Below are 18,764 nucleotides of genomic sequence, written 5' to 3' on the forward strand. Positions count from 1 at the left end.
GACCGACGCGACCTGCGGCAGGTGATCCTGGCACGAAGAGCCGGGACATGATCGGCTGGAGATGGACGCATGACAACCACCGCAAAATGCGGGTCTGGATGATGGCCTCTGGCAGCCAAACCCCGTCCGCGTTAGAATGGGACAGGGAGACATTCACCAACCCAGCAAGGGAGGTCCGCCATGAAAGTCAAAGACGCAATGCATAAGGGTGTCGACTGGGTCAGCCCCGAAACCGCTGTCACCGAACTGGCGAAAATGATGCGAGCCCAGGATATCGGATCGATTCCCATCGGAGAGAACGACCGACTGATCGGAATGGTGACCGACCGCGATATCGTCTGCAAAGGACTGGCGGAGGATGGTTTCGACGGCCGCACCGCAACGGCGCGCGATGTCATGACGGCCGGCATTCACTGCTGCCGCGAAGACGACGATCTGGCCAAGGCCGTACGGCACATGGAGGAACTGAAAATCCGCAGGTTGCCCGTGATCAACAAGAATATGCGAATGGTCGGCATCCTTAGCGTCGGCGACGTCAGTCAGTCTGCACCGAAGGAAATGGTGTCCGAATACGTCAAGAGCGTTTCCGCCCACCACCACTGAAGGGCGGCTCGCCCGTGCGCTAAGGCCTCAGTCTGCCGCCGCGCTGGCCACAGCGCGCCGGCAGAAATGTCCGGTCATCGAGGCCGACGCCGACACTTCAAGCTACAACTCTAGACAGCACTGCCGAGAAAGAGCGCCGCGACAAAATGGCGGCGTCCATAAAGCAGTCGCCCTGACCTTAATCGCAGCCGTGGCGCACCGGAAAAGCCCGCCGGCCGAAGCCGGCTGGAGCGTCTGCAGTCGCCAGAGTGTGGGTAACTTCATGCAGCCTTCAGGTTAATCACCCGCATCACTGCGACCGCTGTTCCGTTGTTCGTAGCAGCCTCCTTCGTGCTACCCTTGCCGCAACTCCAAACGTCACCCTCTTTGGCCGTGAACTGCATGTCTCCGGCCGTGACCTGCAGCTCGCCTTCAGTGACCGTGCAGACCATATCGTCGGCCATGACATCCCCGAGCGGGCTAGTTGCCTTTGGCTGGTAGACGACGTCTTCCATGGCAATTTTCTTGTACCCCTTGATATGGGAGTCTCGTGTTCCCAGTTCAACGAGCCGAACGCCGGGAAAAATCTCTTTGCCATCAGTCGGACCGTAGGTCTTGGCCGCTACCGGAGTCGGCAATGCAACCAATAGCGGGGTTGACAACGAGGTGGCACCAAGGGCGAGAGCATTACGTCGATTCATCTTCATAACATCCTCCCTGAGTTAGTCCGCCCGACCGGGCGGACCTGATATTTTACGCGCCCGTGCAGGCAAATAGTCAAAACACAATTGGGCAAGCCAACGCCTGGCCTGCGCGCGTTCTGGCGTGCCGCTGTCCTACACCGCCGAAGTGCTTCGCGCGTCTTGGCGGCTCGCTGCGGCTGGCTGCGCATGGCCTGCCTGCCACACCTCTTGACTGTCCGAGCGGGTTAGGCTTCTGCTTGCTTTGTTCGGGCGCGCTGAAGCCGCTCGATGAGACAGAGGCTAGACCTCTGCAAAACCATTCTGGAATGCCCAGTTGCCCACTTTGTTACCAAGCTGGATGCCGTCCTCGCCATCCTGCCGCCAATGAACACCCAACCACACACGGCTGAAGGCATTTTCAAACTCGGCATCCTGCAAAGCCACGAACGAAAGCGGCAAATATCGCCGGGGTTTTGCGTCATTGACCCCTTTGTGCTTGCCGTTGAACTCATCTGACACGAGCACGAAGGGAGTATCGTCGCCGGTGTCCTTGAAAATCATCCGCAAAACCTGGAACAGCGCTCCCCCGAAAGTTGCATGGCCGGACGGGTACGCGGGGAAAGGAGGGGTAAAGTTGGCCTTCTTCGAATCCGTATTGGGCGATCCCAGCGGTTCCCACGTCGGGTCCGGCACATTGGATGCATCCCCCTTTGCATCCCCTTCCACTCCTGGCCAGCGAATGCCAGTTACTGGGCGCCAGTAGCGATGCGTGAATTTGGAATCCCAAGCCGCAATCGCTGCATCGGCCATTGCTGTGTTGCAAAGAGCCAATATCCTAGCCAATTCTGCGGGATCGGATATTTTTTTATCAGTGGTAATAGTCCTCACCAGCTGATTGTATAGACGTGGGGGCGCGCAGAGATTTGGCGTCCCGTCATAGCCCCAGAAGATTGCGCGGAACGTCTCACCCTTCTTTCGCGAGGTGTCCATCGGATAGACGCCCTTCCTTCCGATGTCCTTTACCTCGTCGAACGCCGCAATATACCGCGCATCGTTGAGTTTGGGCGGATCAGGGAGCCGGAACTGATCGCCTTTCATCAGCAAGAACGGTGTCACGTCTTTCCATTTAGCGCCGAGTGCCGTCTCAATCTTGCTGACAGGATCAATCGACCATTTTAGGGGCCCATTGTCTGGTGGCAGATCGGCGAATTTGATCTCTTGGTGGTTTGTCCCGTCATCCTTTCGTTTCTCGATGATGGATTTCGCCGCCGCCTGACCGATCTTGCGTCCAGCCCCAATGTCGATCTTGTCGCCCGTCGGTGATGTACCGGACATGCGGGCAATATCTCTGTCCAGGACACTGCGAACATCAGCTGCCTTGAACGGGTACAGGTGGGCAAGGGCATCATGCATAGCCTGGGCGATCGCACCGTCCAACGATGCGTCCGCAGGCGCTGATGGCGCGCTGCTGAAGCCGGTATAGCTCTGATATTTCTTCGAATTTGCGCTCTTGGGGAACGCATTGATTGCCTCAAAGACGGCTATCTGAGCAACCGCCATTGCGTATGAGGACCGATGCGGACCAAGCTGCTCACCAAACCGGCGCGGGTCCGGTGCGCTCGAGCCGCCGCCGTCCAATTGGTCCGCGGCCGGGGTATGGTCGATCGCGGATATATTGAGCCCTACGTTGTTCCAGTAGTAGACCCGGTCAAGAGGCCCCTCCGGGAGAATCTCGGTATCGGTGATTGCAAAAAGATGGCGTCGCATCTCGTCCTGCGTTGCCAACAGATCTTCGAATTCCCTCCGGCTCGCATCATCAAGGTGTGTTTCCTGTCCATAGGCACTTGCGGCTACGGTAGTAAATCCCGCTGCCGGGAGCACTTTAATAAACGTACGACGGTCCATATTTCCCCTCCCTGGATAGCTAACCTGCGTTCCCGGTCTGCCGCATCCCCCAGCACCGTACGGGCGAGCCAAAGTGTTTTCACGCCCGAAGACCATCCACAAAAACTGCTCATCGAGGATCGACGCCCGCCGATGTCGCGGTTTTCGATGCACCCGTGTGCCGAGAGCATAGCCGGGCAAATCGGCAAGCGGCGAAACCCCGAAAACGAGGCAGGCAAGCGGCGAAAAGATAGTGCACCGTCACCATAATCCGGCCGAGGGTCGGTGCGTCATCGACACAGGCGCCCGGCGTGAGCCTGGCTATTTGCACTCGCTGCATGAACAGCTGCCTCCAGAGGAGCTACAGCTGCAACTCTTTCCAGACTCACAAGCTCTCTCGCAGCCAGTTCCGGACGAACATTGCGGCTGGAAATCGCCACTTTTCCCTCCCGTTCTCAACTTATCCCACTCGACTTCTAACTTTCCCATAAGATCCACCATCTCCTGCGTAGGTTGAGATGTTTGAGCGTGACTGGGACCGGACATTAGGAGCGAGGATATTACAATGAGAAAAATCGATATCAATTTCATCTTGCATTCCTCCCAATGGTAAACGTCGAGATGTATTTTTCTAAGACCCAACCGCGCGACACGGCGACCGCTCTAGGCTGATGCGCGCCACAGGACTTTGTTGCTTTCGACAAACGGCGTCTGCATCCCCCGCCGAACCAGCAACGAATGGTCAATCCCAAGTATCTTGCGGACGCTCGCAAGTGCCGCCTCATTCACCTCGATATACGCGACGATGTACCATTCGCCGTTTTCTTCCCTTGCCATGCCCATAGGCTCAACCCGCCACTTCAGCGCGCCATGGTGCGGCATGAAGTACGTCTCCTGGACGCCGCCGACGGCGCTGAGGCCCTCGTCGAGAGCGTATTCCATTACCGCGCAGCACAGCTGCGTCAGCGTGCCCCTCAGTCCGGCAGTTCGCTTGTCGGGAACGACGAATGTGCGGGTCCATTCGGCCCAATCGGGACGTCTTGGGACGCCCGATTTTTCGCACATGTGAGAAAAAACCTCCGAGACCATGTGCGGCTCGCTCGTTGGGATCAATCGAGCCGAGGTCACCACGCGACCATCTTCAATACCAAGCAGGTAAGTCGCCGCGTCGGTATCGAATTGGTCTAGCTCGCGACCGTCCGGGCTCGGAGGGCGCCAATGTTTCTGGTGCACGAAGAAGTCGTGCCGCCGGCGCAGAAATTCGTCGAATTCGTTTTCGTAGAGATGCTTGTTATGCGCATTGACTACGTGGGCCGTTATCATGGCGCGATCCCCCGATCGTTCTCAAAGGGATACTCGCAGTCGCGCTAATATACGTCACCTGTCCGATGGGACAGTTGACGCGGCTAGTAGCAGGACGGTCGTCCTGCTCTAGCTCTTTGTTTCTTCGCATGATCTTATCCGAAAAGTCTGCAACTTTTCGGGATCATGCTCTAGGGATGGATCAGGCGCCGGCGCACCGCCTCAACGACCGCCTGCGTGGTCGTGGCGACGCCAAACGCTTCCCTGGCTCGTGTGGAGTGCCATTTGACGGTTCGCTCGGTCAGACCAAGGATCTGGGATGTTTCCGACGAGGTCTTGCCGGCCGCGGCCCACAACAGCACCTCTTTTTCGCGGTCGGTCAGCACGCCTTCATCGTCATCATCGTCATTCGACAACGCCTGGATCGACATGCCGGCATAGACCGCCATGGTCACCAGTTGCACTTGATGGCGTGGCGAGAGATTGCAGGACTTCGCGGAAGAGGCGAACGACAGCACGGATTGCCAATGGTGAATACTGAGCATCGGCACGGCGAAGCCGCTCCAGATGCCGAACTCTGTCGCCTCGCCGGCAACGCGTCTTGAACCTTCCGTATCCGACCACTTTGCCGGGACTTCGGACCAAAGGAACGGCTTCAGGGTCTTTGCCGAGTAAATGCAAACACCATCGACGGCGGCGTGCTCGGCCTCGACATAGCGTTCGAACCAGCCGGCCGGCCAGCCATTCAGTTCAACCATCGGCGCAAGTTTCTGACCGCTGAGGGGCACACCGCTCAGGATAAGATGTTCGAAGCCGAGATTCCTCACGGTATCAAGAAGGTCGCTCAGCAGCGGCCCGGTGGCTGTATGGTTCCTGCAGCGTTCGACAAAGTCGAACACGTCTGAATCGATCATGACAGAGACCCCCGTCTCCACGCCCGAAAACAAAGTTTAGCTCAAATTAGCGACTTCGAATACTCCCAATAAGTGTGTCCGCCACGCAGGACGCGCGGACCAAAATCAGCTAAATCAGCCGGATTGTGATAAGAAACACAGGACCAAGCATGACGCCATCACTGCCGAAACGAAACGAGCCGTTCCGGGCCGGCGAAACCGCGCTGCTGCTGGTCGACATGCAACGGGTCTGGCTGGAGCCGGGTGCTGATCCGGCGCATCCGGAGCGCGGTCCCGATCACTATTTCTACCGGCAGACGGCGTCGCAGACGATCCCCAACCAGGAGCGCCTGCTGGCGGCGGCGCGGGCCAATGGCGTCGAGGTGATCCATACCATCATCCAAAGCCTGACCGAGGACGGCCGCTTGGTTCCAGCGGCAGCATTCCGGTGCAATCGGAGGACACGGACATCCCCGGCAATGTCGGCCTCGATCCGGAGGAACGAAGCCGGCGTGCCGAAATCATGTTCGCGCCGTTTCATGACCGCGTGGCCGCTCATCTCGACGACCGGGCGAAGCAGGGCAGAGCGACGCGGATCGCGGCGATCCATTCCTTCACGCCGGTCTTCCTCGGTGTTGGCAGGCCCTGGCACGCCGGCGTGCTTTACGACCAGGCAATCGAGTTCGGCCGGGCAGCCCTTGCCGGCCTGCGCGCCGACATCGCACTCAATGTCGCGGCGGACGAGCCCTACGTGATCAGGCGCGACGGCGACTACGCCATACCGGTCCATAGCGACGATCGTGGCATTCCCGCCGTCCTCATCGAGATCAGGCAGGACCTGCTGGCGAGCCGCACCGGCATTGAGGAATGGGCGAAGCGCCTGGCCGCAGCGTTGCCGGCGCGACAAAGGCTTTGTGAACAAGCTCGGCTGCTCGAGCGCAACGCGAGAGCCGAGCCGTCGGTGAAAAGCCGGAGCGAACGATCGCTACGAGAAGATTTGCGACAGTTCTTCGACGCTGGTGCCTTCCTTGACCTGACGCAGCTCGACATAGCTGACCGCCGTGGCCACCGACAGCACCATCGACAGTACGGTCGACACCAAGGCTGCCGCCACATCGGCCATGATCCCACCCAACATGACGATGACTGCCAGCACCACCCACTGGATGACCATCGCGATGATCATCAGGATAAGGAAGAGGCCAAATAGCGGCCAGCGGTTGCCCTTGGTCAGGACGCGGCTGCGAGACATCGAACCGAACACTCCAAGCCGCTCCTGGATCAGAACCGGCACTGCCACGCACCATCCGAGCCACAAGATGATGCCGGGAACCAGCAAGGCTATCGACGCCAAGCCCGCACCCAGGCCGACGAGCAGGCCAATACCAAGGGTCGGCAGTAAATTGCGGATGGCTATCTGAATGCAGTCGCCAAACGTCGGCCGCTTGCCGTTCAAGTCCTCGATCGTCGCCCGCACCAGCGCCGACTGGAGCAGCAGCGCGAAAACGAACGATAGCAATCCCGTAATAACCGTAATCCATGAATTCTGAAACACCATAGAGGGATCGGCCGCGGCGCCGGGGTCGCCATGCAGAACCGCATCTATTTGCGGTTGGCTCCACAGCCGAAGAATAATCGCCGGCAAGCCTGAAAACAGGAGCGCGAGCCCAACGCACAAGCCGATGTTGCGGCCGATCACGGCGAAGCTGTTGTTGAACACCCTGCCGATCTCGAATTTCTCAGGCCGCTCCAGTGTCGTTGAAGCCATGATTTCCCCCCGTGTTTCGCCGTAACAGTATCACGGCGCCCTAACAGTAATTCTGCCAAGATTGACGGTCGCCGTCCAGCCCACTTGCAATTCTTGTGCTGCATTGTCAGTGTCGGCTGGGAACCACAGGTTGCAGGGGAGCGGGTGGCGGTGGCACAGCCAGGCACAGCGGAAGCCGAACGGCTGACCAATCTGCACAAGCAGCTGATCGCCGATGAGTCGATCCAGTTCGACCTGCCGGCCTATGTGCCGCCAAAGCCGCCCGAGTGGCTGAAGCCGCTGCAGGATTTTTTGTCGTGGCTCGGCCCCTACATGATCTATCTGTTCTGGGGGGCGGTGATATCGGGTGTCGCAATCATCCTGCTTTTGGTCTTCCTCGAGGTGAAAGGCATCGCCTGGCGGCTGCCGTGGCAGCGCGCGCGGCCCGAAGTCGAAGACGAAGAAGCCTGGCGCCCAGACGCCGGCGCCGCGCAGATCCTGTTGTCGCAAGCCGATGCGTTGGCCGCACGCGGCGACTATGACGAGGCGGTTCACCTTTTGCTTCGGCGCAGCGTCGCCGATATTGCCGGCCGGCTGCCGGACTTCCTGCGCCCGTCGCTCACGGCGCGCGACATCGCCAATGCCCCTTCCCTACCGGGAAGGGCACGCCATGCGTTCACCAAGATCGCCCGCATCGTCGAGGCGGCGCTGTTCGCGCGCCGGCCAGTTGGCGCGGAAGGCTGGCGGCAAGCGCGCGGCGCCTATGAACTTTTCGCCTTCCGGGATGCCTGGACGTGAGCGCACCGGCGGTCGAGGCGCAGGAGCCGTTCAATCGAAAGACACTGTTTTGGGGGATTTTCGCCAGCCTGCTTGCGGCCGCCGGTTTCTTCCTGCTGTCCACCTATGCTCCCGATTTCCGGCAACCCGGCAATGGCGGCGCCACGCCGCTGTCGAAAAGCGGCGTCGGCTACGCCGGTCTGGTGGAATGGCTGCGGCTCACCGGCGAAGCACCCTTGATGGCGCGGACCGAAGATGATCTTGCCAGAGATATACTGCTGATCGTCACCATCTCGCCCGACAGCGACCAGGAGGCGCTCGACCGCATCCTCAATCTTCGCCACGACCAGAACACGCTCTTCGTGCTGCCCAAATGGCAGATCCGGCCGCTGCAGAAGCATGAAGGCTGGAACATGAAATTCGGGCGATTGCCCGGTTCGGTGGTGAACGAATGGCTGGGCCGCATTGCCGATGCGAAGATCGGTGCCGGCCAGAGCACGGCAAAGCAACTCGACATCGAAGGCAACATGGTTGCCGCACCCGAAGAATTGCAGTGGGTGGCCGACAAGTACCCTCTCATCGCAGCCGGCAATGACAAGGCTGTGCTTACCGAACTGGACGACAAGCCGTTCTATATCCTGACTGACCCCGACCTGATCAACAACGCCGCCCTCAAGGATCCCGAAAAGGCAGCAGCCGCGCTCGGGCTGATTGCCTTGCTCCAGCCCGATGACGGCCCGGTGATGTTCGATCTGACGCTGCACGGCGCGGGGCGGAAGTATGATCTGGCCAAGCTCCTTGTCGAGCCGCCGTTCCTGGCGCTGACACTGACGATCCTGATCGCGGCGGCCCTGGCGTTCCTGCATGGCCTTGGCCGGTTCGGCCCGCCGCGCGCCGACCAGCGTGCGATCGCCTTCGGCAAGCGTGCGCTGGTCGATACGACGGCGATGCTCATGCGGCGTGCCGGCCGGCTGGACGAGCTGGGAGGCCGCTATGCGGCCTTGATGCGGGTGCGCGCCGGCGCGCTGCTCGGGGCACCGCACGGACTGCAAGGCAAAGCGCTCGACCGCTGGCTCGACTCTCGCGATAAGGAGCAAGCTGGCGCCTTCACGACGCGTTCGCAAGCCGCCGGCGAGGCCAAGAACCTGGCGCAGATGCAACAGGCAGCAGGACGGCTGCACGACTGGACGGCAAGGAGGCTCGGTGAACGTCGATGATGTGAAGGCCCTGGCGACACGGATCAGGGAAGAAGTTGCCAAGGCGATTACCGGGCAGCACGATACAGTCGACCTGATGCTGACCGCCTTGTTTGCGGGCGGGCATATCCTGCTCGAAGGTCCTCCGGGCACGGCCAAGACCATGACGGCGCGCTGCTTCGCCCAGGCGCTTGGGATCGCCTACGGGCGGATCCAGTTCACGCCGGACCTGATGCCGGGCGATATCGTCGGGTCGAACATCTACAACTTCCAGACCGGGCAGTTCACGCTGACGCGCGGCCCGATCTTCTGCGATCTCCTGCTTGCCGACGAAATCAACCGCACGCCGCCCAAGACGCAGGCCGCACTGCTCGAGGCGATGCAGGAACACGCGGTCACCTTCGACGGCACCACGCATTCGCTCGGCCGCAACTTCATGGTCGTCGCGACCCAGAATCCGATCGAGCACCAGGGTGTCTATCCGCTGCCGGAGGCGCAGCTCGACCGCTTTCTGTTCAAGCACCGCGTCAGCTATCCCGGCCCCGAGGAAGAACGGGCCATCATCGTCCATCACGGCGGCGGCTCCGCCTCGCACGACATCGCGCAATACGGCATCAAGGCGCAGACGGACCGCGAGACGCTGCAGGAGGCCCTTGAAGTCGTCGGCTCCGTCACCCTTGTCGACGATGTCGTCGGCTACATAGCGGCGCTGGTTCGGGCTACGCGCGAAAACGCCGATCTGGAAGTCGGAGCCAGCCCGCGCGCCGGCGCCATGCTGGCGCGGGCGGCGCGTGCCCGGGCGGCGCTGGACGGACGCGCCTATGTGATCCCCGACGACGTCAAAGCGCTGGCGGTGCCGGCACTGCGCCATCGCGTCATCCTTTCGCCTGCCGCCCAGATCGACGGCCGCCTGGTCGAGCAGATCGTCTCCGACCTGGTCGACCGGACGGAAGCACCACGTTGATCTATCCCAGCGGCCGAGCGGTGTGGGCAGCTGCTGCCGGAGCGGTGCCGGCCTTCCTGGTCGCGCTGGCATTGCCGTCCTTCTGGTATCTGGGATTGCTGTGGAGTTGCCTGCTGCTTGCCTTCCTGGCGGTGGATGCCGCGGCGGGACGCGGACGGGCATCGCTGAATGCCAGCATCGATGCGCCGCAGCAGGTCGGTGTCGGTGGGGAATTCGGCATGCAAATCACCGCCCGTCACTCGGGGCCGCGCGCCGCCGAGGCTCGCGTCGGCCACGATGCGCGTCTGGCGCCGGTGAGCGGCAGCGGCGGGGCCTTGCAGCCGACCGCCGGAGGCGGGTCGCTTAACCTCCGCTTCCAAGCGCTGCGGCGCGGCGTCGCCAGCTTCGACCGTCTCTGGGTGCGCTGGCGCGGGCCGTTTGGGCTGGTCTGGAACCAGGTCGTGCTGCCGGTGGAAAGCAAGATTGCGGTGCTGCCCGACGTCAGCAGCGCCCGCGGCGAGGCGATCACGCTGCTGCAACATGCGACGCTTGCCGAAGGCCATGCGCAGCGCCGCGCCGGTCAAGGCCGCGAGTTCGACGCGCTCAAGGATTACCAGCCGGGCATGGGCCGGCGGATGATCGACTGGAAGCGCAGCGCCCGCCACGGCAAGCTGTTGGCGCGCGAGTTCCGCATCGAGGAGAACAACAACATCGTGCTGGCCATCGATAGCGGACGCCTGATGTGCGAGCCGGTCGACGGTGTGCCTAAGGTGGACCGGGCCGTGACGGCCGCCTTGCTGTCGGCGTTCATCGCGCTGAAGGGCGGCGATATGGTCAGCCTGTTTGGCTTCGATGCAAGGCCGCGCGTTTCGAGCGGCGCGGTACGCGGCCCCGCCAACTTTGCGATGATCCAGAAACGAGCGGCGGAGATCGACTATTCCAGCGAGGAGACCAATTTCACGCTGGCGCTGACGACGCTCGCGGCGCGACTCGACCGCCGCTCGCTCGTCATCATCTTCACCGATTTTGTCGATCCGATCAGCGCGGAATTGATGCTGCGCACCGTGAGCCGGCTCACCGAACGGCATCTCGTGCTGTTCATGCTGATGAAGGACACCGAACTGGAGGGCCTGGCCGATATGCCGCCACGCTCTGGCGAGGACGTTGCCCGCGCGGTCGTCGCCGGAGGGCTTTTGCGCGAAAGGCAGGTCGTCATCGGCCGGCTGCGCCTGCTCGGGGCGCATGTGATCGAAGCCGACCACAACCGGCTCGGTCCGGCGCTGGTCGAGCGCTATCTGCAGTTCAAGCAGGAGGATTTGCTGTGACGGCGCCGGTACGCGGCAATGCGGTGTGCGGCGACGCGGTACGCCAGTCGCTGGCCAGCTTCCGCCGCGAGCGCGAGGCCGACTGGAAGGCATTCGAGGCGCTGCTGGCGCGTGTCGAAAAGCGTGCGCCGCGGACGCTGTCCGAAGAGGAGCTGCTGTCGCTGCCGCTGCTCTATCGATCGGCGCTGTCTTCCCTGTCGGTGGCGCGCGCGACATCGCTCGATAATGCGCTGGTCGGCTATCTCGAAGCGTTGTCGCTGCGCGGTTATTTCTATCTCTACGGCGCGCGCCGCGGGCTGCGGCAGCGCCTCGCCGATTTCTTCCTGCATGACTGGCCCGAAGCCATTCGCGACCTGTGGCGCGAGACATTGGCGTCGGTCGCGCTGATGGTGATCGGCATTGGTGCAGGCGCCTGGCTGGTGGCATCCGACAAGAGCTGGTTCGACGCGATCATCCCGCCCGGCCTGGCAGGAGGCCGCGGCCCCGACACCTCGGCCGAACTGCTGCGAGGCATGCTTTATGATGGCGACAATGGCTTTCTCTCAGGCTTTGCCGCCTATCTGTTCACGCACAACGTCCAGGTCGCAATCCTGGCCTTCGCCCTTGGCTTCGCCTTCGCGGTGCCGACGGTGCTGCTGATGCTGTTCAACGGCTGCATGATCGGGGCGTTGTTCCAAGTCTATTGGTCCAAGGGGCTTGGCATGGAGCTCGGCGGCTGGCTGGCCATCCACGGCACCACCGAATTGTTCGCAATCTCTTTGGCCGGCGCGGCGGGCATGCGCATCGGCACCAGCATCGCCTTTCCCGGCGAATTGACACGCATGGCGGCAGCGGCTCGTGCCGGACGCATTGCCGCGAACGCCATGGTCGGGGTCTCGGTCATGCTGCTGTTTGCCGGGCTGCTCGAGGGCATTGGCAGGCAGACCATCACCAGCGACGTCACGCGCTACGGCATTGGCGGTGGCATGCTGGTGCTGTGGATCGGTTATTTCTATCTGTTCCGGGCGGTGCGGCATGGCGATCGTTAAACGCGCCGCCTTCGCGGCTATACGGCCGCTGATCACGCCCGAAGGCGTCGATCTCCGGATAAAATTGGCCGACGCCGGCACGCGGGCCTCCGCCTTCCTGCTCGACATCGTGTTCATCGCCGTGGCGGCAATCGTGATCACGATCGTCGCGCTATTCGGGGTGGGAGGCCTTGGCAGCGAGGGATTTCAGCCGCTCTTCGTCGTCTGGATCATCCTGATCTTCTTTCTGCGCAACGCCTACTTCATCGTCTTCGAAGCGGGCCGGCGCGCGGCTACGCCCGGCAAGCGGATCGTCGGCATCCGGGTCGCGTCGCGCAGCGGAGACGGCCTGTCGATCGACCAGGTCATTGCCCGCAACCTGATGCGCGAGATCGAGGTGTTCCTGCCGCTGTCGATCATCGTTGGACGCAGCGGGACCGACCTCGCCGACACGCTGACGACGGTGTTCGGCCTGGTGTGGACGCTGCTGTTTGCCTTGTTCCCGCTGTTCAATCGAGACCGCATGCGGATCGGCGACCTGTTGGCGGGGACCTGGGTGGTCGAGGCGCCGAAGCGTGCCTTGCTTGAAGACCTGTCGGCACGGCAGGATCCGGCGGCCGGCGCCTTCCGGTTCAGCCACGCCCAACTCGATGCCTACGGGATTGCCGAACTCCACAAGCTGGAGGAGGTGCTGCGCCGCGACGACTATTTCGCCCTGCGGACGGTGGCCGAAACGATCGGACGCAAGATCGGCGCGGCACCCCAAGCCCATGACGCACGCGCGTTCCTGACGGCGTATTACGGGGAATTGCGGGCGCATCTCGAGCGCAAGCTTCTGCTGGGCAACCGCAGGGCCGACAAGCATGCGCGTTAGACCAGGAGTGGAAATGCACGAAAAGCGTGCGCAGCCGCCCATTGCCACCGAAGATTGACGCTTGACCAGTGCCATCTTCTCCCGCAAATTCAGTCTCGCGGGGGTTGAAATGCCTATCCGTCCGAGGGTGCTCGTGTTCCCTATCCTCTGGCAGTCGCAAGCGGATGTTGCAAGAAGACTCCTCGAGAGTTCCAGGTTCTACGGAAATCAAGCCTCAAGGAGACTTCCTTGGCCACTTTCGTCACTCAATCCACTTTCCAACGAGCTGGCAGCCAAATGGTGTGGTTTTGGAAGCTCGGAACAGGCGATGCCTACTGGGGGTACTCGGTACGTGCGGCGGTTGTCCTTCGCACGGCCACTTTGCGCTGGGAAAGCCTGTATACCTACATCGACGAGACAGGCCAGACCGAGGTAATCCAGACGAACGTATCAGACGATATGCAAATAAGATTCGCGGCGATAAGTTCTCCCTGAGGAGCCAAGACATGCCAATAGCGCTTCACGCGGTATACGATTCCCGAGGGGTCATCATTGCCGCCTCACGAGTCGATCCCGACGATGACAAGTCGGCCCCGGCGCCAATCCCACAGCCGGGCGAGGGCAATTACTACGCGCTAATCCCGCTTGACGAAGCCCACGTCAAAATGCCGCTGGATCAGCTGTGCACAACGACTCGGGTCGACTTGCGACAGAAGCGGCTGATTGCCGAGAACCTTCACTCTCAAGCATAAGTGTTCCTCGCCACCCTGCCTTAACCCACCCACTTCTCGTAATCGGATACCAAGAGGTGCAGCGGTGCTGTGTCCTCGTCGATGTCCGCGAAGCGGCCGATCGGCTCGCGAAAAACGTTGTCGGTGAGATCGTCATTGACGGTCGAGACCTCGCCGATCAGCACGTCCTTGCCCTCGGCCCAGAAGGCGTGCCAGACGCCCGGCAGCAGCGTCACGCTCTGGCCTGGGTCGAGCTTCAGCAATCCACCCGCAGGCAGTCTGTGGATGGTTCCGTCGACAGGCACAGATACTTCGGCCTTCGGATCGATGCCGCCATCGCGGTCATGCATGAACAGCTCCAGCACCAGTTTGCCGCCGCCACGGTTGATGATGTCCTCGGCCTTGATGTTGTGGCGGTGCATCGGCGACAGCTGATCCTTGCGCGAGATCATGATCTTTTCGGCATAGAGCATGCCCATGCCCTTCTTCATGTCCTCGTAGCGGCCGTTGCGAACAGTGAACAGGAACAGGCCGAGCTCGTCGAACTTGCCCTGGCCGTAATCGGTGATGTCCCAGCCGAGCCGCGACGAGAAGATGGCCGCCGAATCCTGCCGGTGCGCCTTCATCTCTTCCGGGGTCCAGTAGGCGAAGGGCGGCATGATGTAGCCGAACGAACGGATGAAGGCGTCGGCGTCGCGGATGATGTCGTTGATGGCGGAGCGTTTCATGATCATGATCCCTTCTTCAGGCGGCGCCTACAGCGCATAACCGAACACCGATCCGGTGTCGACGTAAACCGCATTCTGGCCTCATGACATCGGCGACGATCGGGGCCATAAGTCCCGACAAATTCCCAAAGGTGACATTCCATGCGCAGCATAGACGACCTCGATACGCCGGCGATCCTGATCGACGCTCGCCGCGCAGAAGCCAACATCGCGCGGGCGCAGGCCCATGCCGACCGGCACGGGCTGAAGCTCCGGCCGCACATCAAGACCCATAAGCTGCCCTACTGGGCGAAAAAGCAGGTCGCGGCCGGGGCCATCGGCATCACCTGCCAGAAGATCGGCGAGGCCGAAATCATGGCCGATGCCGGACTGACCGACATCTTTCTGCCGTACAATATCCTCGGGCGGGCCAAGCTGGAACGCCTCAAGGCGCTGCACGGCCGCGTAACCCTGTCGGTGACAACGGACAGTATGGACACGCTGATGGGACTTGCCGCCACCTTTACCGATCCCGGCCACCGCCTGCCGGTGCTGGTCGAATGCGACACCGGCATGGGCCGCTGCGGTGTGCAGTCGGCCGGCGAGGCAGTCGCGCTGGCGAGCGAGATCGACAAGGTCCGAGGGCTCGTGTTCGGCGGCCTGATGACCTACCCGGGGGCTGGCCGCGCTGCCGCGACCGAGGCGTGGCTCGCCGATGCGCAGCAAGCACTTGCCGCAGCCGGCCTTGCTTGCGAGCGCATCTCCAGCGGCGGCACACCCGACATGTGGCGTTCCGGCGAGCATAGCGTCGTTACCGAATACCGGCCCGGCACCTACATCTATCTCGACCGCTACCAGATCGCCAAAGGCGTCGGCAGCCTCGACGATTGTGCGCTGACCGTACTGTCGACGGTGGTCAGCCGTCCAACGCCGACACGCGCCATCCTTGACGCCGGCAGCAAGGCGCTCTCCAGCGACACGCTGGGGCTCGCCGATTTCGGCGAGCTGCTGGGCATTTCAGGCGCAAGAGTGACCAGCCTCAGCGAAGAGCACGGCAACGTCACGCTTTCGGGCGGCGCAGAGCTTCGCATCGGCGAGCGCGTGCGCGTCGTACCCGACCATTGCTGCGTCGTCACCAACCTGTTCGACGAGGTGCATCTGATCGAAGGCGACAAGGTGATCGAGACGCTGCCGGTGGCAGCACGCGGGCGTATGGCTTGATCCTATCGGTTGGCTACCGTTCAGCCTGCCTCGCGGCAACCCGGCGCATCGAAATGACGCGGCGGCGTCGGATCTCGGTGCGCATCGCCATCAGATGCAGGGCGAAGAACAATACTGTGAAGCCGAGCGCCATCACCAGCAACGGCCACAACAAACTGGGGTCGATGGTCGGGCCGCCGAGCCGGAACACCGACGCCGGCTGATGCAGCGTGTTCCACCAGTCGACCGAGAATTTGATGATCGGGATGTTGATAAAGCCTACCAGCGTTATGATGGCCGCGGCCCAGGCGGCACGCCCGGCATCGTCTAGCGCGCGGGTCAGCGCGATAATGCCGAGATACATCAGGAACAGGATGAAAACCGAGGTCAGCCGGGCGTCCCACACCCACCAGGTGCCCCACATCGGCTTGCCCCAGATCGAACCGGTGATCAGCGCAAGGGCGGTGAACACGGCGCCGATGGGTGCCGCCGATTTCAGCGCCACGTCGGCCAGCGGATGGCGCCAGACCAGCGTGCCCAGTGCCGAGACCGCCATCAGCGTGTAGCACATCATGGCAAGCCAGGCGAAAGGCACGTGGATATACATAATGCGAACGGTGATGCCCTGCTGGAAGTCCTCAGGCGCCGTGAAGCTCATATAGAGACCGACAGCGAGGACGACGGCGGCGACGCTCGCCAGCCACGGCACGACCTTGTCGGCAAGCCCGACGAACCGCGTCGGGTTGGCAATATCCATCCAGCCGGAGGGGCGTGAGGTCGTGTCGCTCATGCGGCCTTACATAGACCGTCGGCGGAGTTGCGGCAACCACAGCGGCGGTACGTCTTCTCTTCTCCCCTTGCGTGAGAAGGTGGATCGGCGCGTAGCGTCGAGCCGGACGAGAGGTGCTGGACGGAGTGAGGCGCCAATGATCGCCGTGCGCCGAAGTCTGGATTTTGGATGAAGATTTGAGCCAAGCCGGAGCACCCCTCATCCGACCTCGCTTCGCGAGGCCACCTTCTCCCGCACAGGGAGAAGGCAAACCGCGCTGCTCAGGCGGCCTCGTTCACCGGGCGGCTGAGGCGGCGAACCTCCTCGTCGTTGAGCAGACCGCCGGCGCGCAGCAGGCTGGCGAAGCGACCGTTGCGCAGCGACAGTTCGGTGAACCCGCCCATCTCGACCACCCGGCCCTTGTCCATGAACACGACCAGATCGGCGTCGCGAACGGTGGTCAGGCGGTGGGCGATGATGAAGGTGGTGCGGCCGCGCCGCAACTCGTCGATGGCGTCCTTGACGCGGTCTTCCGTCTCGACGTCGAGCGCGCTGGTCGCCTCGTCGAGAACCAGGATGGGCGCGTCCTTCAGCACGGCGCGGGCGATCGCGATGCGCTGGCGCTCGCCACCGGACAGCTGTCCGCCGCGTTCGCCGACGACGGTGTCGTAGCCCTCGCTCTTCGACAGGATGAAATCCTGCGCGGCGGCGGCATTGGCCGCGGCATGGACCTCGTCATAGGTCGCCTCCGCACGGCCGACGCGGATGTTGTCCTCGATCGAGCGGTTGAGCAGGCCGGCATCCTGGAACACGGTAGCGATCGAATGGCGCAGCGACTTGCGGGTCACCGTGCGGGTGTCGATGCCGTCGATCAGGATACGGCCGCTGGACGGGGTAAAGACGCGCTGCAGAAGGTTGATGAGCGTTGTCTTGCCGGCGCCCGTGGGGCCGACGATAGCGACAGTCTGGCCGGCCTGGACCTCGAACGACGCGTCGTCGACGCCCTGCCCGGAGTTGCCGAACTCGAAGCAGACATTCTCGAAACGGACGTGCCCCGTGACGTTCACGAGCTCGCGCAGCCCATCGGGTTCGGCGGCGTCGGATGCAGAGTCCTCGAGATGATAGAATTCCTCGAGCTTGGCGCGCGCCTCGGAAATCTGGTTGGCGAACGCTGACATCTGGTCGAGCCGGGCAATCAGCAGCGTGGCAAAGCCGGTAAAGGCGATGACGTCGCCGATCCGCAACTGGCCGTGCGTCACCAGATAGGCGCCAATCAAGAGCACCACCATCATCGAAATCGTCGACGACAGGCGGTGCAGCGCGTTGGCCATCGCCCACCAGTCGAGCACCGGATTCTGTGCGTCGAGCAGGTTCTTGACGTAGCGCTTCAGCGCCTCGGTCTCATGGCCGATGCGGTTGTAGCTCTGCAGGACGGCGACGTTGCTGACCGAGTCCGTCACATGCGCAAACACCTTGTGGTAGTGCCGCTCTACGGCCGCCTGGCCTTCCTTGGTGCGCCGCATCACCAGCCGTCCGATGCCGACATAGAGCGCGCCAAGCGCCAGCAGCACCATCGACATGCGGATATCCATGCTGAGCGCGGTGGGCACCAGCAGAACCAGCGCAACCGCGGTCGACAGATGCTGCCGCATGAATTCGAGCCAGAGGCTGAACAGGGTCTCGACCGCGCGCAGGAGCGTGTGCAGGGAATTGGAGGTGCCACGCTGATGATGCCAAGCAAGCGGCATGGTGATCACGCGCTCGAACGACTGGCAGAGAACCTCGCTGCGCCGCTGGTGGGCAAAGCGGTCGGCGCCGCGCGCTACCAGAACGAAGGCGATGATATTGAACGCGCCGAGGCCGGCCCACATTGCCAGTGTCGCGAATACCGAGCCGCGGTCCGAAATGGCATCGATCACCCGGCCGAACATAATCGGCTCGAGAATGGCGATAATGGCAAGCGCGACATTCGCCCCGCAGATAAACGCAACGCGTTTCCTGTCGGCAGCGAGATAACCAAGGGCTCGCCAGTAGATTTGCAGAAGTGACACTTCAGCTACTCCGCCAATTATTTATGGTGCAGTGCGTCATTTTTTGACTCGTATCGGTTGACGCGTCGCAAAACAATGCTCGTCTACCTCTTCCGTTCCCATTCCGCGAACAAA

The 18,764-nt window shown here is 62.2% G+C and carries 17 protein-coding genes and 2 pseudogenes; 11 read left to right on the forward strand and 8 right to left on the reverse strand.

Going from position 1 to position 18,764, the window contains the following annotated elements; genetic code table 11:
• The first annotated feature begins 180 nt into the window (after positions 1–180).
• On the forward strand, positions 181–603 hold the full coding sequence (locus NKJ12_RS13820) for a CBS domain-containing protein (RefSeq protein WP_352703177.1): 423 nt from the start codon (positions 181–183) through the stop codon (positions 601–603).
• A gap of 260 nt (positions 604–863) precedes the next feature.
• Here NKJ12_RS13820 and NKJ12_RS13825 read toward each other — a convergent pair whose 3' ends face one another.
• The 4 genes from NKJ12_RS13825 to NKJ12_RS13840 form a co-directional block, all read right to left on the reverse strand.
• Positions 864–1,289, reverse strand: a complete 426-nt coding sequence (locus NKJ12_RS13825; RefSeq protein WP_352703178.1) for a hypothetical protein — start codon at positions 1,287–1,289, stop codon at positions 864–866.
• Between the two features lie 276 nt (positions 1,290–1,565).
• The gene (locus tag NKJ12_RS13830) at positions 1,566–3,170 is read right to left on the reverse strand and encodes a vanadium-dependent haloperoxidase (RefSeq protein WP_352703179.1); all 1,605 of its coding nucleotides are present in this window, start codon (positions 3,168–3,170) and stop codon (positions 1,566–1,568) included.
• Between the two features lie 642 nt (positions 3,171–3,812).
• The gene (locus NKJ12_RS13835) at positions 3,813–4,472 is read right to left on the reverse strand and encodes an acyl-homoserine-lactone synthase (RefSeq protein ID WP_352703182.1); all 660 of its coding nucleotides are present in this window, start codon (positions 4,470–4,472) and stop codon (positions 3,813–3,815) included.
• Between the two features lie 170 nt (positions 4,473–4,642).
• Complete coding sequence (locus NKJ12_RS13840; RefSeq protein WP_352703184.1) at positions 4,643–5,365, reverse strand: LuxR family transcriptional regulator; 723 nt, start codon at positions 5,363–5,365, stop codon at positions 4,643–4,645.
• A gap of 149 nt (positions 5,366–5,514) precedes the next feature.
• On the opposite strand from NKJ12_RS13840, the pseudogene NKJ12_RS13845 reads away from it, so the two are divergent.
• Positions 5,515–5,769 (forward strand): annotated as a pseudogene (locus tag NKJ12_RS13845) (isochorismatase family protein); the annotation flags it as partial.
• Between the two features lie 23 nt (positions 5,770–5,792).
• Positions 5,793–6,128 (forward strand): annotated as a pseudogene (locus NKJ12_RS13850) (N-formylglutamate amidohydrolase); the annotation flags it as partial.
• A 201-nt stretch (positions 6,129–6,329) separates the two neighbouring features.
• Here NKJ12_RS13850 and NKJ12_RS13855 read toward each other — a convergent pair.
• Positions 6,330–7,043: a hypothetical protein gene (locus NKJ12_RS13855; protein ID WP_352703384.1), complete on the reverse strand. Its 714-nt coding sequence runs from the start codon at positions 7,041–7,043 to the stop codon at positions 6,330–6,332.
• 219 nt (positions 7,044–7,262) lie between these two features.
• Between NKJ12_RS13855 and NKJ12_RS13860 the strand changes: the two genes are divergently transcribed.
• The 7 genes from NKJ12_RS13860 to NKJ12_RS13890 all read left to right on the forward strand — a co-directional run bounded on the left by NKJ12_RS13860 (position 7,263) and on the right by NKJ12_RS13890 (position 13,687).
• Entirely contained in the window at positions 7,263–7,889 is a 627-nt protein-coding gene (locus NKJ12_RS13860; protein ID WP_352703186.1) for a DUF4129 domain-containing protein, read from the forward strand.
• On the forward strand, positions 7,886–9,085 hold the full coding sequence (locus tag NKJ12_RS13865) for a DUF4350 domain-containing protein (RefSeq protein ID WP_352703189.1): 1,200 nt from the start codon (positions 7,886–7,888) through the stop codon (positions 9,083–9,085). Before NKJ12_RS13860 ends, NKJ12_RS13865 begins: the two co-directional genes overlap by 4 nt.
• Positions 9,072–10,028 (forward strand): AAA family ATPase, encoded by a 957-nt coding sequence (locus NKJ12_RS13870; RefSeq protein ID WP_352703191.1) that lies wholly within the window; start codon positions 9,072–9,074, stop codon positions 10,026–10,028. Before NKJ12_RS13865 ends, NKJ12_RS13870 begins: the two co-directional genes overlap by 14 nt.
• Positions 10,025–11,332 (forward strand): DUF58 domain-containing protein, encoded by a 1,308-nt coding sequence (locus tag NKJ12_RS13875; protein WP_352703193.1) that lies wholly within the window; start codon positions 10,025–10,027, stop codon positions 11,330–11,332. The genes NKJ12_RS13870 and NKJ12_RS13875 overlap by 4 nt, the downstream gene beginning before the upstream one ends.
• A complete protein-coding gene (locus NKJ12_RS13880; RefSeq protein WP_352703196.1) occupies positions 11,329–12,360 on the forward strand; it encodes a stage II sporulation protein M in 1,032 nt (343 codons plus the stop codon). Before NKJ12_RS13875 ends, NKJ12_RS13880 begins: the two co-directional genes overlap by 4 nt.
• 64 nt (positions 12,361–12,424) lie before the next feature.
• Entirely contained in the window at positions 12,425–13,213 is a 789-nt protein-coding gene (locus NKJ12_RS13885) for an RDD family protein (protein ID WP_352457151.1), read from the forward strand.
• Positions 13,214–13,441: 228 nt separating this feature from the next.
• On the forward strand, positions 13,442–13,687 hold the full coding sequence (locus tag NKJ12_RS13890; protein ID WP_031193474.1) for a hypothetical protein: 246 nt from the start codon (positions 13,442–13,444) through the stop codon (positions 13,685–13,687).
• A gap of 277 nt (positions 13,688–13,964) precedes the next feature.
• Here the strand turns inward: NKJ12_RS13890 and NKJ12_RS13895 are convergent, their stop codons facing one another.
• Positions 13,965–14,651: a D-lyxose/D-mannose family sugar isomerase gene (locus tag NKJ12_RS13895; protein WP_352703198.1), complete on the reverse strand. Its 687-nt coding sequence runs from the start codon at positions 14,649–14,651 to the stop codon at positions 13,965–13,967.
• A 141-nt stretch (positions 14,652–14,792) separates the two neighbouring features.
• Here NKJ12_RS13895 and NKJ12_RS13900 point away from each other — a divergent pair, with 141 nt between their 5' ends.
• Positions 14,793–15,851 (forward strand): D-TA family PLP-dependent enzyme, encoded by a 1,059-nt coding sequence (locus NKJ12_RS13900; protein WP_352703200.1) that lies wholly within the window; start codon positions 14,793–14,795, stop codon positions 15,849–15,851.
• Between the two features lie 13 nt (positions 15,852–15,864).
• Here the strand turns inward: NKJ12_RS13900 and NKJ12_RS13905 are convergent, their stop codons facing one another.
• Together NKJ12_RS13905 and NKJ12_RS13910 are read right to left on the reverse strand one after the other, a co-directional pair.
• Positions 15,865–16,620, reverse strand: coding sequence for a heme ABC transporter permease (locus tag NKJ12_RS13905; RefSeq protein ID WP_352703203.1), 756 nt, complete (start codon positions 16,618–16,620; stop codon positions 15,865–15,867).
• 260 nt (positions 16,621–16,880) lie between these two features.
• Positions 16,881–18,650, reverse strand: coding sequence for a glucan ABC transporter ATP-binding protein/ permease (locus tag NKJ12_RS13910; RefSeq protein ID WP_254817502.1), 1,770 nt, complete (start codon positions 18,648–18,650; stop codon positions 16,881–16,883).
• Positions 18,651–18,764 lie beyond the last annotated feature (114 nt).

The sequence above is a fragment of the Mesorhizobium sp. M0195 genome (assembly GCF_040322115.1).
Classification (GTDB): domain Bacteria; phylum Pseudomonadota; class Alphaproteobacteria; order Rhizobiales; family Rhizobiaceae; genus Mesorhizobium.